This is a genomic window from Vibrio sp. J2-4 (assembly GCF_021728155.1).
GTDB classification, from domain to species: domain Bacteria; phylum Pseudomonadota; class Gammaproteobacteria; order Enterobacterales; family Vibrionaceae; genus Vibrio; species Vibrio diabolicus.
Map to the genome: position 1 here is coordinate 1 of NZ_JAKKCN010000016.1, position 14,344 is coordinate 14,344.

General features: G+C 40.7%; 16 protein-coding genes and 1 pseudogene. 16 read left to right on the plus strand and 1 reads right to left on the minus strand.

Annotated elements, in window-relative coordinates:
- Positions 1-1,270 precede the first annotated feature (1,270 nt).
- The 9 genes from L3V32_RS24535 to L3V32_RS24605 all read left to right on the plus strand — a co-directional run bounded on the left by L3V32_RS24535 (position 1,271) and on the right by L3V32_RS24605 (position 8,891).
- Positions 1,271-2,053, plus strand: a complete 783-nt coding sequence (locus L3V32_RS24535; protein ID WP_237285482.1) for a hypothetical protein — start codon at positions 1,271-1,273, stop codon at positions 2,051-2,053.
- A 212-nt stretch (positions 2,054-2,265) separates the two neighbouring features.
- On the plus strand, positions 2,266-2,523 hold the full coding sequence (locus L3V32_RS24545; protein ID WP_005448240.1) for a type II toxin-antitoxin system Phd/YefM family antitoxin: 258 nt from the start codon (positions 2,266-2,268) through the stop codon (positions 2,521-2,523).
- On the plus strand, positions 2,511-2,813 hold the full coding sequence (locus L3V32_RS24550) for a type II toxin-antitoxin system RelE/ParE family toxin (RefSeq protein ID WP_048625643.1): 303 nt from the start codon (positions 2,511-2,513) through the stop codon (positions 2,811-2,813). The genes L3V32_RS24545 and L3V32_RS24550 overlap by 13 nt, the downstream gene beginning before the upstream one ends.
- 155 nt (positions 2,814-2,968) lie before the next feature.
- Positions 2,969-3,691 carry a Cthe_2314 family HEPN domain-containing protein gene (locus L3V32_RS24560; protein ID WP_182016508.1) on the plus strand — a complete coding sequence of 241 codons (723 nt, stop codon included), beginning with the start codon at positions 2,969-2,971 and terminating at the stop codon, positions 3,689-3,691.
- A 134-nt stretch (positions 3,692-3,825) separates the two neighbouring features.
- Positions 3,826-4,290, plus strand: a complete 465-nt coding sequence (locus L3V32_RS24570; protein ID WP_069523616.1) for a hypothetical protein — start codon at positions 3,826-3,828, stop codon at positions 4,288-4,290.
- A 144-nt stretch (positions 4,291-4,434) separates the two neighbouring features.
- On the plus strand, positions 4,435-5,184 hold the full coding sequence (locus L3V32_RS24575; RefSeq protein WP_025510393.1) for a KilA-N domain-containing protein: 750 nt from the start codon (positions 4,435-4,437) through the stop codon (positions 5,182-5,184).
- 636 nt (positions 5,185-5,820) lie between these two features.
- Positions 5,821-6,276, plus strand: coding sequence for a GNAT family N-acetyltransferase (locus tag L3V32_RS24585; RefSeq protein ID WP_237285483.1), 456 nt, complete (start codon positions 5,821-5,823; stop codon positions 6,274-6,276).
- A gap of 165 nt (positions 6,277-6,441) precedes the next feature.
- A complete protein-coding gene (locus tag L3V32_RS24590) occupies positions 6,442-7,074 on the plus strand; it encodes a DUF1643 domain-containing protein (protein WP_069486269.1) in 633 nt (210 codons plus the stop codon).
- Positions 7,075-8,051: 977 nt separating this feature from the next.
- Positions 8,052-8,891 carry a hypothetical protein gene (locus L3V32_RS24605; protein WP_237285485.1) on the plus strand — a complete coding sequence of 280 codons (840 nt, stop codon included), beginning with the start codon at positions 8,052-8,054 and terminating at the stop codon, positions 8,889-8,891.
- 800 nt (positions 8,892-9,691) lie between these two features.
- Here the strand turns inward: L3V32_RS24605 and L3V32_RS26355 are convergent.
- A pseudogene (locus tag L3V32_RS26355) lies at positions 9,692-9,959 on the minus strand (hypothetical protein).
- A gap of 246 nt (positions 9,960-10,205) precedes the next feature.
- Between L3V32_RS26355 and L3V32_RS24625 the strand changes: the two are divergent.
- The 7 genes from L3V32_RS24625 to L3V32_RS24680 all read left to right on the plus strand — a co-directional run bounded on the left by L3V32_RS24625 (position 10,206) and on the right by L3V32_RS24680 (position 14,264).
- The gene (locus L3V32_RS24625; protein ID WP_237285487.1) at positions 10,206-10,607 is read left to right on the plus strand and encodes a hypothetical protein; all 402 of its coding nucleotides are present in this window, start codon (positions 10,206-10,208) and stop codon (positions 10,605-10,607) included.
- Between the two features lie 148 nt (positions 10,608-10,755).
- Positions 10,756-11,295 (plus strand): DNA polymerase, encoded by a 540-nt coding sequence (locus L3V32_RS24635; RefSeq protein WP_237285489.1) that lies wholly within the window; start codon positions 10,756-10,758, stop codon positions 11,293-11,295.
- Between the two features lie 766 nt (positions 11,296-12,061).
- Positions 12,062-12,346 carry a MazG nucleotide pyrophosphohydrolase domain-containing protein gene (locus L3V32_RS24645; protein WP_017449629.1) on the plus strand — a complete coding sequence of 95 codons (285 nt, stop codon included), beginning with the start codon at positions 12,062-12,064 and terminating at the stop codon, positions 12,344-12,346.
- A 151-nt stretch (positions 12,347-12,497) separates the two neighbouring features.
- Positions 12,498-12,974: a GNAT family N-acetyltransferase gene (locus L3V32_RS24655; protein WP_237285491.1), complete on the plus strand. Its 477-nt coding sequence runs from the start codon at positions 12,498-12,500 to the stop codon at positions 12,972-12,974.
- A gap of 147 nt (positions 12,975-13,121) precedes the next feature.
- Entirely contained in the window at positions 13,122-13,421 is a 300-nt protein-coding gene (locus tag L3V32_RS24665; RefSeq protein WP_021706453.1) for a DUF2004 domain-containing protein, read from the plus strand.
- Between the two features lie 150 nt (positions 13,422-13,571).
- Positions 13,572-13,892 (plus strand): hypothetical protein, encoded by a 321-nt coding sequence (locus L3V32_RS24675; RefSeq protein ID WP_069546260.1) that lies wholly within the window; start codon positions 13,572-13,574, stop codon positions 13,890-13,892.
- Between the two features lie 138 nt (positions 13,893-14,030).
- Positions 14,031-14,264, plus strand: coding sequence for a hypothetical protein (locus L3V32_RS24680; RefSeq protein ID WP_171343242.1), 234 nt, complete (start codon positions 14,031-14,033; stop codon positions 14,262-14,264).
- The last annotated feature ends 80 nt before the right edge of the window (positions 14,265-14,344 follow it).

Here is a 14,344-nt window from a genome sequence, read left to right on the forward strand (position 1 = left end):
ACGCAACTAACAAGCTGTTTAAGAGTGATTCGCAACGCGTGGCATTTTTACCATGCGTTGGATTAAGTGATTAAGGTGGTATGCGGAGGCATCGGTATTGCGTCGCTCACACCTTAACAGGGCGTTATGTTTCTTAGTCGATTTTAGAAAACTATAGTTAATATTCAGATGCTTATTGTGGAAAAGGAGAGTTCATGGATGTGTATTCGCTACTAGCATTTGCGGCTTTTCTAGTGCTCATATCTTCAATGATAGTGCTCCTTGGGAGTAGTATTTCCCTCGGATTGCAGATGAAAAGAATAGACCCGAGTAGATATAAAGCGATCTACTTTTTGTTTGTTCCTTTTTCTAGTGCGCTTCTCTTTAATTACGTAAGAAGTAGCGAAAATATCTCGAAGTATCCTGAAAGTAGCTCTTGGTTGTTTACTGTCATTCGATATTCTATGGTGTCACTCTTCATATCCTTTGTTTTTATGGGATTTCCTGCTTTTTAGCAGCAGGTAATAGCTAAATTTTTAGCCGGTAAAATAGTTCTGCTCATATACGGTAACGTACTGGCGAGTGGTAATAAACATAACAAATTGTTCAAGAGTGATTCGGCACGCGTGGCATTTTTACTATGCGTTGGTTTTAGTTGTTAAGGTATTATGCGGGAGCTTCGGTATTGCGTGCCTCACACCTTAACAAGGCGTTAGTACGGGTTTGACATCAAAGGTCATAAGTTTTGGTGTTTATCTGTTTTGGCGCTCGTATTTACACCTTTCAGTTAGTGCCTTTCACGTTCTTTCCGGTGGCACTATATGCGAAGTGTTCGCTTTGATTTCATCGTTTACGGTTTCTAACTCTTAGCCTATTTCTTTGGTGCTTCTTCATTTTCGTGGTGGCTTTTGAGAGAACCTTGATTACTTTTGTTGTGGCGGTTGAAGTACGAGGAAAGAATCCTTTTCTAATTTGAAGCAAGTGAAAGTAGGGCAGTTCAGTGCGTTTTTCTTCTAGCTAACTTTCGTCTTTCAATCGGGGTAAAGTTTTGTAGCTGCCCGTCTCACTTCAGTGTTCAAAGCCTTTCATGTCATTCCAGTTTTCAATATCTTGGAGCGCATAAATAGAAGTAGCGCATGTACTAACAAATTGCTTAAGAGTGATTCGTAACGCGTGGCATTTTTACTTTGCGGTGGTTTATGTGATTAAGGCGCTGTGCGGTAGCTTTTGTATTGCGTTACTCACACCTTAGCAAGGCGTTATAAGCTAATTGGAAAATAAAGGAGTATTCGTGAGCGTTTTTATATCTCCAAGGCTCAAGGTCGAAAGAGCTTGCAAGCATATTCAGGAGCTTGAAAGTATTACTTTCCCATTATCAAAAGAGTTATACGAAATTAAAGTTGAAGCTGAGTTCGCGTTTCCGCGCCCTGATGCAATAGGAATGAGCTTGGTTTACCGACCTACACAGCCAATAGCAGAAACTCTTGGATTAATTATCGGAGATGTGATCAGTAACTTTAGAGCCGCATTAGATCATCTTGCTTCTGGTATCGTCAGAGAGGTTGATAGTACTAAGCGTCCGTATTTTCCTATGAGTGATTCAAGAGAAGAATTATCTAAGAACCGGTTTCTACCCATATTGGATACTGCATTGCCAGGTGCGTCTGAGCTTCTTTTAGGTAAACTTCGCCCAGAGGGAGGTGGCGATGAGCTGTATTGGCTTTTTCATTCCATGGATAATGACAGTAAGCACAATATCATTCTTCCTACGGTATCTGCTGTAAATATTGAAAATATAAATTTAGTCTCTGGTGGTGTGACAATGACAAATTGCGGTGTAGGTGGGGATGCGACTAAGCAAATCAACTTACTTCGCACGGGTGGTGAGCCGATACGGATCCAAAACACATTCGACGTATCTGTCGAACTTAGTTTTCCAAGTGAAAGTATTTTCCCTAATCTTCCTGTGATTCGTACTTTGCAGAAAATAGGTGAAATTGTGACGCTTACGATTAATGAGTTTGAAAAGCTCTATATGACAAATAAAGCTGATGAGGTTAAAGAATTGGCTTAAGTACTCTGCGCTGGGCGCTTATAACAAATTGTTCAAGAGGGATTCGCAACGCGTGGCATTTTTACTATGCGTTGGTTTTAGTGTTTAAGGTGCTATGCGGCGGCTTAGGTATTGCGTTGCTCACCCCTTAACAAGGCGTTAGCCGTCATGGAGCTTGCTATACTCAAAGTGATAGAATAGTATCACTTTAGTATTCCTTTGGAGCAGCTCTCATGAAAGTAGAACTAGTTACATCACTCAAACGTCAAGCAACTAAGATCCTCGCCGATCTCCACGACACCAAAGAGCCAGTGTTAATTACTGAGCATGGTAAGCCATCCGCGTATCTCGTTGATGTTGATGACTACGAGTTTATGCAAAATCGTTTAGCTATTCTTGAGGGTATTGCACGAGGTGAGCGTGCACTAGCTGACGGTAAAGTGGTAAGCCATGATGAAGCCAAGGACAAAATGTCAAAATGGCTGAAATAATCTGGACTGAACCAGCGTTATCTGACCTCAACGATATCGCTGAATACATCGCTCTTGAAAATATCGTAGCTGCAAAGCAGTTAGTGCAAATGATCTTCTCCAAAGTCGAACGCCTACAAACTTTCCCAGAGTCAGGCCGTATTCCACCCGAGCTAGAACATTTAAGTTATCGTGAAGTTGTCGTTAATCCATGTCGTGTTTTCTATAAACAAGACGGTGACAAAGTGTTTATTCTGTTTGTTATGCGTGCAGAGAGAGATTTGCGTAAGTTCCTGTTGAGTAAGCAGTAACCTTTGGGAATTAGCGGCTAACAAACTGTTTAAGAGTGATTCGCAACGCGTGGCATTTTTACTATGCGTTGGTTTTAGTGTTTAAGGTGGTATGCGGGAGCTTCAGTATTGCGTTGCTCACACCTTAACAGGGCGTTATATTTTTGGAGGTATTTATGCACCAAATTAAGAATACAATTATTTTGGATCCTGACGGTCCATTAATGATGAGAAAATTCAACCCAGAAGACGGCAGTGTTGAGGTCTCGAATTACTCTGATATTTATATGTTAGATTGTGGCAAAGCGTTGAGTTCAATTGATAGTGCCATTGACAGTGCAAGGCTATCACTATCGCTTTTAAATACATCCGCATTGGACGCTATTGCTTCAAACAACGGCGATAAATCCGAGTTAATCCAACTTTGGGTTGAGAATAGTATAATTCGCGTTCAATCAATTTACGATCGCGCACTAATCCTAGTGAACAGAATTTTTGATTTAGGTCTAGCGAACGAAAGTATGTCTCATAATACAATTGTATGTAATGAGCATGTCAAACGCTTTGGTGTTGATGCCCTGATGAAAGCTGTGAATAAAAAATGTAATGATTATCGCTTTGTACGTAACAGTGTAATTCACCATGCTCGATATAGTGAAGACGCCCTAGATAATGTAACTTTGTTTTTGCAAGCTAGTCACCTATCAGTAGAAAATGGCGGTGAGGCAATTCTTGAACAACGTATCCTCGACCGTATAGTTGAAGAATACCTTGGTACAAAGAAAAATGAGTTGACTAAATACCTTGATGAGATTGAGGGAAAGCTTAATGAACTTTATGATGTATTAATTCCTATTTATCAGCAAAAGAAAGAGCAGCTGGCAACAATAAAAATATAACAAACGCTTCAAGACGGATTCGCAACGCGTGGCATTTTTACCATGCGTTAAGTTTAGTGATTTAGGTGGTGTGCGGAAACATAGTATTGCGTTGCTCACCACTTAAGCGGGCGTTAGTGTTGAAAGGAAAATTTGTGCAGCAAGATGATTTATTTATTTCTCGCTATGTAGCGGGGCGACTCTCTACCGAAGACTTATTAGCTTTTGCTGAGAGCAAATTGAAGTCTGGAGTATATACGGATGAAATTTTGGCGGTATATGATGCTGAACCTATATGGGAAGTAGTGTCAGAGATGTTTGAAGTGATGATTAAATCTCTAGGGCATGAGAAACCGTCATTCGAAGCTGCTATAGATTTTTTAGTTAGATACCATATATCTCAAATAGTTTACAGAAGCGCCAACCCTAGTCAGCAATTTGAGTTACTTTTACGCGATATTTCTGGATTTGATTTACATGAAAATATTGAGTTCTTTGTAGGCGATAATATAGGTATACATAAGATTTATGGGGCATTTCATGATTTCTACGAGTCTGATTCAGAGCGGGATTTTTTTATATTTAACGAATGTAAAGTATGGTTGGAGTTACAACACTAACAAAGCGTTTAAGACGGATTCCCAACGCTTGGCATCTTCGGTTTGATTCAGCTTTAGTGTTTACGGCACAATAGTTTAAGTAAGGTGGTTGCGTTGCTCACCACTTAACGCGGCGTTAGTTTTTACAGAAGTTTGGAGGTTATTATGGAGCAAATGGCATTAATTCCTAGGATAGAGGAAGGGGAAATTATACCTCAACGCATTGGCGATGGTTATATTAGTGCAACCGCGCTGTGTAAGTCCGTTGGTAAACGTTTCTCTGATTATAATGCGCTGAAATCGACTCAGGACTTTATCGCCGAGTTGAGTCAGCAAACAGGATTACCAACTCACCAGTTAGTTCATATTATTAAAGGTGGTAACGCTCAGGAGCAAGGAACTTGGGTGCACCCTTACTTAGCAATCAATTTGGGTCAATGGTTGTCAGTAAAGTTTGCTGTAAAAGTATCTCAATGGGTATATGAATGGCAAAGTGGTAAAGCTAAGCCTGTTATGCCAGTTCATATAGAACGTTACATGTTGAACAGATCAAAAGTTCCCCATACCCATTTCTCCATGCTCAACGAGTTAGTTTTTAACTTGGTCGCTCCTTTAGAAAGCGCAGGGTACACAATACCTGCTAACATGTTACCTGACGCATCAGAGGGGAAAATGTTCTGCAACTGGTTAAGGAAAAACCGAGGCGTTGAGCCTAAGCATTTCGAAACTTATGATCATGAGTTTCCTGATGGGCGTGTTTATCCAGCAAAATTGTACCCTATGGAATACATGGAAGATTTTAAAAATCACTTCCACACAGTCTGGCTGCCAACTAAAGCTCCTGAATACTTTGGTCAAAGAGCTCCGGAGGCACTAAAGTTTGTGGAACAAATACTGCTTCCGAGTCCAAAATAAAAACTAACAAACTGTTCAAGAGGGATTCGCAACGCGTGGCACTTTTACTATGCGTTGGTTTTAGTGTTTAAGGTGGTATGCGGCGGCTTCGGTATAGCGTTGCTCACCCCTTAACAGAGCGTTAGTTGCCAACGAGGAAAGCGCAGCTTAAACAGAATGTTTAGAGTTAAAGTCAGTGTGTTTTTGGTGGGGTTTCGTACCTCAATTTTGAATCGTTCGGGTTTGTGAAAATAGTTCTCAGGTTTATTTTGTGGTTGGATTTTCTGTTTCAGAAACCGATTTACTTGTTGAAAGTCAGCTTTGTAATATTGTCATTCTTAAATGAGCTTTTTGGTGTTGTTAGTTCGTTTTCTACGGTGTTGTTTTTTCCAAGTGGTTTCAGTGAGAGACGCTTTAAAACTACGCCTGATTTGAGTTTTTCAAAACACGTAAAATTAGTGTTGGCAAAGTGGCAATCAACTTCAACTCAAAGCTTTAAGTATGGCAACTAACAAAGCATTCAAGAGGGATTCACAACGCTTGGCAATTTTGGTTTGAACTAGCTTTAGTGTTTACGGCACAATGGTTTAATTCGGGTGGTGGCGTTGTTCACCCCTTAATGCGGCGTTAGCAGCCAGAAGTAATAAGGAGCCATAAATGGAATTAAAGTATCGTTCAGCTGATTTTGAAGATTTGGAAAGTCTTGTAGCTTTGCTTTCAAATGACCCACTTGGTAGTAAAAGAGAAGATGCGTCTGTTCCGTTAAATAGTGGGTATCTTGAAGCGTTCGAAGCAATTGTAAGAGCCCCAAACAACGAATTACTGGTTGTTGAGCTGGAAAACTCTCTAGTCGGGATGCTTCAAATTACTTTTATTCCTTACCTAACGCATATTGGTAGTTGGCGTTGTCTTATCGAAGGTGTCCGAATCCATAGTGACTATCGTGGTCAAGGCTTCGGTGAGCAAATGGTCGCACATGCCATCGAACTGGCAAAAGATAAAGGCTGTACAATCGTTCAGCTAACAAGTGACAAGCAGCGTCCTGATGCAATCAGGTTCTATGAGAAGCTTGGATTTAAAGCAACACATGAAGGGTTTAAACTCGCGTTGTAAGTTGCTGCTAACAAAGCATTTAAGAGTGATTCGCAACGCTTGGCGTTTTCGCTTCGCTCAAGTATAGCCAAGCGCCGCTCACACCTTAATGCGGCGTTAGCTTGCGATGTCAATTATTAGCAGTCAATATTTGAGGCTATTCGCGTCGAAATTAGAATTAATTTCATGAGTGACAGTAATATGAATTATAAGTGTTATGGGCATTTCTACTCATCTGGTGAACTAAATTTTCGGGATGTACTCCTAATTACAGACTTAGATGATATTTCGGATGACACCCAAATTGATTTACTAATGGTTATGATGAACCCAGGTAGTTCTGAACCAAAAGACCTAAATGTTAAAGCTACAATATTTTCAAAATCATGTGTGCTGACAAAGCCAGATAATACTCAATCTCAAATTATGAAGGTCATGGCTGATAACAACTTTCGCACTGCTATTGTTATAAATTTATCAGATGTAAGAGAATCGAAAAGTAGTCTGTTTACAAGAAAGTTAAAGGGGCTTTCATTTGGCTCGTTTGGCGACAGGCACTCGATCTTCTCCGAGAATCGGTGCGAAGAACTGAATCAGATTTTAGAAAAATGTAAGACATCCTCAATTGTTTTTGCTAGTGGGGTTAATTACAAACTACGTTTTCTAACATCCCTAGCAGTTTCTAAGTTCGGTGCGTATCGAATAGCTGGAAACAAGAGCAAAAAAGGTCTTTTTTACCACCCGTTACCTCGTTCAAAAGAAAAGCAGCAGGAATGGGTTCGTGATATAAATGAACAACTTAAACGCTTAACAAGCTAACAAACTGTTTAAGAGTGATTCGCAACGCGTGGCATTTTTGTTATGCGTTGGTTTTAGTGTTTAAGGTGGTGTGCGGCGGCGTCGGTGTTGCGTTGCTCACACCTTAACAGGGCGTTAGTTTGCAAGAGGAAAAACGCAGCTATATCGCAAGGTCTAGTGGTAAAAGCTCAAAGTGGAAATCGTCATATCGGCGTTCAATTTCAGTGTTAACTAGCGTGGTGAAAACCCCAAACTGGCAGCGTTTCTACGGTTGATTTGTTCTTTGGTGCGGCGATTTTTGGGTTAACTGGGTTGAACTTTTTTGCTGAAACTCTGCTCGTTGAGTTTGTTGGTGCAAAAGCCGGTTTATTCACTGAAATGACGTTTTCTCTGGTGTGGTAAGTTCACGTGGTTTTAGTGACTTTGTTGAAAGTCCGCACTGTGAGGTTGGTTTTCCAAAAGCGCTTTTTGGTGTTGTGAGTTCGTTTTCTGCGGCGTTGTTTGTTCCAAGTGGTTTCATTGAGTAGCCGCTTTGAGACTACGCCTGACTTAGATGCATCAAAACACATAAAGTTTATTGTTTGCAAAGTTTGAAATAACGTAAAATCAACGCTTTGGGTTTGCAAACTAACAAACTGCTCAAGAGGGATTCGCAACGCGTGGCATTTTCACTATGCGTTGAATTTAGTGATTAAGGTGGTATGCGGTGGCTTTTGTATTGCGTTACTCACCCCTTAGCAGGGCGTTATATTTTTATTGGAGTTTTATGAACCAGTTTTTTGAAAATGAAACAACTCAACGAGTAATTTCTAAGTTCATCAATAGAGTTGATGGGTTAACTTACGAGTCAGACTTTGAAAGCAACCGCAGCAAACACCTGCTTGTTGTCTGCAAGGCTATAATAAGTAGCCCTGACTTGTGGGATTCGCGTTGCCAAATAAACATTGGTTGGGTTGGGGAGCATCTAGTTCATTTTTTTGGGGGAGAGAACTGCAAGTTTGGATAAGGAAGAATTAGATAGCGCGATGGGGTTGTTGTTCAGGCTCCTTTTAGAGTTTCATTTGTCCACTCCAAATGACATTCATAGAGATTTAGAGAGGGCTAGACGCTTTTGTACTGAGAACTCAACAAGTTTTTCCGATGAGGGGCAATCTGATATTCATTTCGCAATTAGTGAAATGCCTATTGCTATCTTAAAGGAAATTGCCAATAGTCCTGCTGTCGAAAGTGTCCGCAAACTACACTTGGCTAAGTCAAGCTTCGAAGATACAAAAAAATCATGGGACAAGGAGCTCAAAGAAAGAGAAGATCGAGCATCTAATTTAAAGCAATCTCTTGATACATATAAAGATGCTTTCAATTTCGTTGGGTTGAGTGATGGTTTTAACAATCTAGCAGAGCAGAAAAAGAAAGAAATTAAGAACGTCCTATTGTGGCTAAGGCTAGTATCTATTCTCATTCTATTACCCCTCATTTTCGAAGTGTCATATGTGCTAGCGAATATTGAAAAAGGTGCTGAATTGACGAGGATAATGATGTTGGTCGCTCTACCTACAGTTTCACTTGTCGTTATTCTGGTATATTACTTTCGAGTTCTTCTGACTAATTACAAATCCTTACAGTCTCAATTGCTACAAATAGATCTTAGAATGACCCTTTGTCGCTTCATACATAACTATTCTGAGTATGCAGGTGATATGAAGAAACAAGACAAAGATTCTTTGGATAAATTTGAAAGCATAATATTTTCAGGGATAGCTCTCAACGCTGATCATATACCATCTACTTTTGATGGTGTTGAGCAACTTGGTAAGCTAATAAAGTCTGTCAAACAATAAAAATATAACAAACTGTTTAAGAGTGATTCGCAACGCGTGGCATTTTTACTATGCGTTGCGTTTAGTGTTTAAGGTGGTTTGCGGTGGCATCGGCATTGCGTTGCTCACACCTTAACAGGGCGTTAGGCGGCGGGCAGGAAAATTCTTTGTTCTCATCTTCTTAGTTCTCTTTGAGCATTCGTTTTTCTAAATCGGCAATTTGGTATTGTCGGCGCAAATTCTTGAACCTTTCCAGCCGTAAAACATGCCAATTTTCGTGGGTTGCCTCATTGTTTTATGAGGTTGGCTGGCGGTGAATGTCACTAGCTCAAAGTGTGGCAAGGGCAAGTCAATTGAGGCTTTCGAACTTGCTTTTAGTATGCAGCTTTGGGTTTTTCGGGTTCAAAACCTACTTTGTTGCTGAAAGTCTGCATTTCGTGATTGTTGAAACCTTGGCTGAAGCATAGTGGCTTTTATGGTTCTTGAATCACAAAAAGTCAGTGGGTGTTTGGTTGCTTATTCTGTTTCGGGTAATCTGCTTTCAAACAACCTTAAACATCGGTGGGAAACTTCGCCTAACAAACTGTTCAAGAGGGATTCGCAACGCGTGGCATTTTCACTATGCGTTGTTTTTAGTGATTAAGGTGGTATGCGGCAGCTTAGGTATTGCGTTGCTCACCCCTTAACAGGGCGTTAGTCGCCAGAAAAAGCTAGCAATCAAAATCATGTCTCTGAGCTTAAAATTCAGCAGTTGTTTGCTTGATACACCGATTAATCGTCGATCATCAGAGCTTAGTTCTAACTGTTTTAAGTCCAAAGTTTTATACCTGTCCTAGCGGTTGCTTTGTTCTTTGGTGCTTACAGAGTAAGGCAATCGAGAGTCTGTTTTTGGTTGCAACTCTGCTCGTTGAGTTTGTTAGGTACAAAAGCTGATCTACTCGCTGAAAAGGCGTTTTCTCTGGTGTGGTAAGTTCCACGTGGTTTCAGTGACTTTGTTGAAAGTCCGCACTGTGAGATTGGTTTTCCAAAAACCTTTTTTGGTGTTGTCAGTCCGTTTTCTACGGCGTTGTTTGTTCCAAGTGGTTTCATTGAGTAGTCGCTTTGAGACTACGCCTGATTTGAATGCATCAAAGCACATAAAGTTTGCTGTTTGCAAAGTTTGGTTCGGCTTAAAATTGTCGCTCGGTGCCTCGCGACTAACAAACTGCTCAAGAGGGATTCGCAACGCGTGGCATTTTTACTATGCGTTGATTTTAGTGATTAAGGTGGTTTGCGGCGGCTTTCGTATTGCGTTGCTCACCCCTTAGCAGGGCGTTATACGAATAGAGGGAATTTATGTACAAGAGTACTGATTTTAGCTTGGATTCAAAAGAGTTCAGGTTTAAGAAAGACTCATATCCTTTGTCTAAGATAAACAATGCTAGGGTTAAAAAGTTAAGTTTTCTTGATAATTTAGGTCAAGTTTTATTCTGGGTGTGTGTGTTTTCAGGGGCCGTTTGGTTAGCCATTCCTAGCTTTGAAGAGGCACCGCAATGGCTACAAGTTTTAGTTCTTAGTTTGACGGCTGTAGGTTTCGTTTTTGCTCTTCTTCGTTGTTCTAAATATGCGCTTCAAGTCGAGTTTCGTCACATAGATGAAACGGGCGTTCAATGGGTTAATGTCGCTAAGTCATACTCAAAGTCAGATTTTGAGTTATTTGAACAACAAGTGCTGGCACTGAAGGAGAAATTCGTATAACAAATTGTTCAAGAGTGATTCGGCACGCGTGACATTTTTACTATGCGTTGGTTTTAGCGGTTACGGTAACATGCGGCAGCATCTGTGTTGCGTGCCTCACACCTTAACAAGGCGTTATACATTTCGAGAATCTCGACGTTAGTGAAAAATGAAAAAATATATTCAATATTTAACAAAACCTGAAAGCCAGACAGTTGCCGTCTGGATTCAAACAATTTTTTTAGCTGTCGGTATTGTGTATGGCATGCAGCAACTAAACTACATGTCAGATGAACAGTCAGCAGAAAAAGCAGAAAGGTATTTTAAGTACTATAAGGACTATATAAAAAACGAGCAGAGTAAAGTAAATCAAGTTGCGATTTTCTATCAAGAAGCAGCAAGAGTCGAGGATCCAGAACAACTAGATAAAGATCAACTGAAGAAAATTTACAGGCATGAAACCGAACTCTTAGAATTCTTGACAGATGTGTCAATTTGCCACCGTTTTGGTTTATGTTCAGATAGCGCTGCTCAATTAGTCTGCTCTGATATGGTTTGGCTGCACCAGAATTTATCTAATGCCGAATCTATTGCGATATTTAATCCACAGCGTACGAATCGACTTAGATGGCGGTACGAGCGGCTGTTGAATGAGAATTGTAGCTGGATTCAGGTGATTGCATATCGAATGGGGGGAGTAAATGTATAACAAGCAATTCAAGCTGATTCGCAACGCTTAGCGCTTTCGGTTTCAATTAGTTTGGTGATTACGGCGAAGTGCTTAGGTAATGTGGGAGCGTTGCTCACAACTTAATTGGGCGTTAGTCGCCAGAAAAAGCTAGCAGTCAAAATCATGTTTCTAAGCTCAAAACTTGGCTACTGGTTGTTTGATTCATAGTTCCATCTTCGACGGTCAAAGCTCAGTTTCATCGGTTCTAAGTCAATGCATTGCTATTTTCCAGCGGTTGTTTCGTTCTTTGGTGGTGATAGGGCGGGGCAATCGAAAATCTGTTTTTGGTTGCGAATCTGCTCGGTGAGTTTGTTGGTTTAAAAGCTTATTTACTTGCTGAAAGGACGTTTTCTCTGGTGTTGTAAGTTCCACGTGGTTTCAGTGACTTTGTTGAAAGTCCGCACTGTGAGATTGGCTTTCCAAAAACGCTTTTTGGTGTTGTCAGTCCGTTTTCTATGGCGTTGTTTGTTCCAAGTGGTTTCATTGAATAGCTGCTTTGCGACTACGCCTGACTTAAGTGCATCAAAGCACATAAAGTTTGTTGTTCGCAAAGTTTAGTTCGGCTTAAAATTGTCGCTCGGTGCCTCGCGACTAACAAACTGCTCAAGAGGGATTCGCAACGCGTGGCATTTTTACTATGCGTTGAATTTAGTGATTAAGGTGGTGTGCGGCGGCATCGGTATTGCGTTGCTCACCCCTTAGCAGGGCGTTATACGCTTTATGGAAAATAATACAAAAGGACGTTATGAAGTTATCTGAGTTACAAAGTCATATAAAAGAATTCGATTATGCGCCAGAGCAATCTGAACACTATTTTTTAAAACTAATCGAAGAAGTTGGCGAATTATCGGAATCAATTCGCAAAGGTAAACGTGGGCAACCAACGCTAGATGAACTCAAAGGTTCAATCGCAGAAGAGTTATATGACGTCTTGTACTATGTTTGTGCTTTAGCCAATATTCACGATGTAAACCTTGAGAAAACGCATGAACTAAAAGAAGTTTTGAATAAGGTTAAGTACAACCGATAGGACGCGTATAACAAATTGTTCAAGAGGGATTCAGCACGCGTGGCATTTTTACTATGCGTTGGTTTTAGGTATTAAGGCGGTATGCGGTAGCATCGGTGTTGCGTGCTTCACCCCTTAACAAGGCGTTAGGTGCTTGAAGGAAAATGTAAGTATGGAAATTACTTTTCGGCAGATAAACATTGATGATTTCGAATTATGCGTTGCTGCAAGAAAAGATGCATACTTTTGTAGTTTTGGGCATTACGATGGTTTCGACGACTTCATCAGTGGTTATCGTGAACGAGTCTTAGACCGGTTAGCAACATCAGGATGGTTCTATATCCATATATTTGTTGATGGTCAGTTTGCAGGGCAGTTAGAGTTTCGTAGCTTTTCACCCGAGCCTGAGACTGGCTATGTGCATCTCATTTACTTAAAGCCGATTTTTCGTGGTTCAGGACTCGCTGCAAAATTGCAGGATTATATTGTAAGCACTTTGAGTAAAGCGGGTTGTTTGCGTGCTGTACTTTCAGTAAGCCGAACTAACCATCGAGCTCTCACATTCTATAAGCACCATGGTTGGGAGTTCGTGCGCAAGAATCCCAAGCACGATGAAACAGACTTTTACCAACTTTGGCTACGCACCTAACAAACTGTTCAAGAGGGATTCGCAACGCGTGGCATTTTCACTATGCGTTGGTTTTAGTGTTTAAGGTGGTATGCTGCGGCTTGGGTATTGCGTTGCTCACCCCTTAACAGGGCGTTATGTTTTTCTCGATATAAGCAGAGTATTGGAATGGATAAAAAAGTAGAGTTAGCTCTAGAAGCTATAAAAGCCTCTCGCGGCACGGAGTCGGGGGAATACGGAATCGATTTGTTTGTATCTCATCATTTAGATGAACTCCCTGCAGCAGTGTGGCTAGAAATTTTAGGCAAAGAAAATCCAAGCTTTGACGACATTTTGTCTGCACTGGTAGTCGCTTACGTGGAAGACGACGTCTGTGATTTTACGTTGCCCAATGATGTCACTAATTACTTAATAAGCGTTTCATTTGATGAAAATGGTCAAGTTGTTGATATTTCGATGGAAAGCTGAGAATGCAAACATAACAAACTGTTCAAGAGTGATTCGCAACGCGTGGCATTTTTATTATGCGTTGGTTTTGGTGTTTAAGGTGGCATGCGGGAGCTTCGCTATTGCGTTGCTCACACCTTAACAGGGCGTTATGAGCTAGAGGAAAAGTTAATGTTAAACCCATTTGAGAACTTTCAATTAAAGCAGCTTCCAGATTTAGTGCTTGTTGTATTTGGCATATCATTTCTAGCAATTCTGGGAGCGTTAATAGGATCGATAGTACTTCCTGGAGGAACTTTAGGTTGGTTCTTTGTTATTGGTGCTTTTCTTAGTTTTAGCATTGCTTGGAAAAATGCTCATTACAGAACGCATGATAAAAAAATACATAAATGGGTAAATGCTTGGCGCAATAATACATTGTCAAACGTATTTCTTGCTCTGACAGCCGTACTCTTGGTATCGGCTCTTGCATACTTCAAGCTACGCTCATAACAAAGCATTCAAGAGGGATTCACAACGCTTGGCAGTTTTGGTTTGAATTGGCTTAAGTGTTTACGGCACAATGGTTTAGGTCAGGAGGTGGCGTTGTCTCACCCCTTAACACGGCGTTAGCATTCATGGAGAAAAAGAATGTCTCACAAAACAGAAGTTCGTTACTGTTCAGATTGCGGTACGGATACTCATCACGTAGTTGTCTTGGTCAGAAAACCGAGTGCTTTTAAAGGTGCCAAAAATCAGAAGTTTAAGGAATTTATAGCAGGCGCTATTAAAGGCTGGGCTCTTGGAGCATTTGTCGCCTCTATGGATGAGTTTGAGCGTCACCTAGTTTGTGAAAAGTGCGGCAAAAAGACAGTAGAAAGTTAGCTACCTAATAACGTAGACAGTTTATAGTATGACTTGGTGCTGAATGCTAACAAACGCTTTAAGACGGATTCGCAACGCGT

What these genes read in the sequence shown, in the direction of transcription:
- L3V32_RS24635 (WP_237285489.1), top strand. Translation starts at nt 10,756, where the DNA reads ATGAAAAAATATATTCAATATTTAACAAAACCTGAAAGCCAGACAGTT.
- L3V32_RS24545 (WP_005448240.1), top strand. Translation starts at nt 2,266, where the DNA reads ATGAAAGTAGAACTAGTTACATCACTCAAACGTCAAGCAACTAAGATC.
- L3V32_RS24560 (WP_182016508.1), top strand. Translation starts at nt 2,969, where the DNA reads ATGCACCAAATTAAGAATACAATTATTTTGGATCCTGACGGTCCATTA.
- L3V32_RS24680 (WP_171343242.1), top strand. Translation starts at nt 14,031, where the DNA reads ATGTCTCACAAAACAGAAGTTCGTTACTGTTCAGATTGCGGTACGGAT.
- L3V32_RS24645 (WP_017449629.1), top strand. Translation starts at nt 12,062, where the DNA reads ATGAAGTTATCTGAGTTACAAAGTCATATAAAAGAATTCGATTATGCG.
- L3V32_RS24590 (WP_069486269.1), top strand. Translation starts at nt 6,442, where the DNA reads ATGAGTGACAGTAATATGAATTATAAGTGTTATGGGCATTTCTACTCA.
- L3V32_RS24655 (WP_237285491.1), top strand. Translation starts at nt 12,498, where the DNA reads ATGGAAATTACTTTTCGGCAGATAAACATTGATGATTTCGAATTATGC.
- L3V32_RS24675 (WP_069546260.1), top strand. Translation starts at nt 13,572, where the DNA reads ATGTTAAACCCATTTGAGAACTTTCAATTAAAGCAGCTTCCAGATTTA.
- L3V32_RS24585 (WP_237285483.1), top strand. Translation starts at nt 5,821, where the DNA reads ATGGAATTAAAGTATCGTTCAGCTGATTTTGAAGATTTGGAAAGTCTT.
- L3V32_RS24575 (WP_025510393.1), top strand. Translation starts at nt 4,435, where the DNA reads ATGGAGCAAATGGCATTAATTCCTAGGATAGAGGAAGGGGAAATTATA.
- L3V32_RS24550 (WP_048625643.1), top strand. Translation starts at nt 2,511, where the DNA reads ATGGCTGAAATAATCTGGACTGAACCAGCGTTATCTGACCTCAACGAT.
- L3V32_RS24665 (WP_021706453.1), top strand. Translation starts at nt 13,122, where the DNA reads ATGGATAAAAAAGTAGAGTTAGCTCTAGAAGCTATAAAAGCCTCTCGC.
- L3V32_RS24625 (WP_237285487.1), top strand. Translation starts at nt 10,206, where the DNA reads ATGTACAAGAGTACTGATTTTAGCTTGGATTCAAAAGAGTTCAGGTTT.